The sequence below is a fragment of the Isoptericola haloaureus genome (assembly GCF_036689775.1).
Classification (GTDB): Bacteria; Actinomycetota; Actinomycetes; order Actinomycetales; family Cellulomonadaceae; genus Isoptericola; species Isoptericola haloaureus.
The window spans coordinates 1-310 of the sequence record NZ_JBAGLP010000015.1; the positions used below are offsets into that span (position 1 = coordinate 1).

The 310-nt window shown below is 74.8% G+C and carries 1 protein-coding gene; it reads left to right on the top strand.

The window, feature by feature from the left end:
• Positions 1-310 (top strand): citrate/2-methylcitrate synthase (locus tag V5O49_RS00050; protein WP_332900445.1); only part of this gene is annotated, 310 nt, incomplete at both ends.

Here is a 310-nt window from a genome sequence, read left to right on the forward strand (position 1 = left end):
TACAAGCACGGCGACTCCCGGGTGCCGACGATGAAGGCCGCCCTGGACGACCTGGTCGCGCACTTCGACCGCCAGGATCTCGGCGACCTCCACGCGGCGCTGGCGTCGGCGTTCGTCGAGCGAAAGGGGATCTCCCCGCAACTCGACTACCCGGCCGGGCCCGCCTACCACCTCATGGGGTTCGACACCGACACGTTCACCCCGCTGTTCGCCGCGGCCCGCCTCACCGGCTCGCCCGCCCCCATCGCCCGGCAGCCGCCGGCGCCCACGCGGCCCCGCCCCCTCTCGGCGTACCTCGGGCCCCACCGCC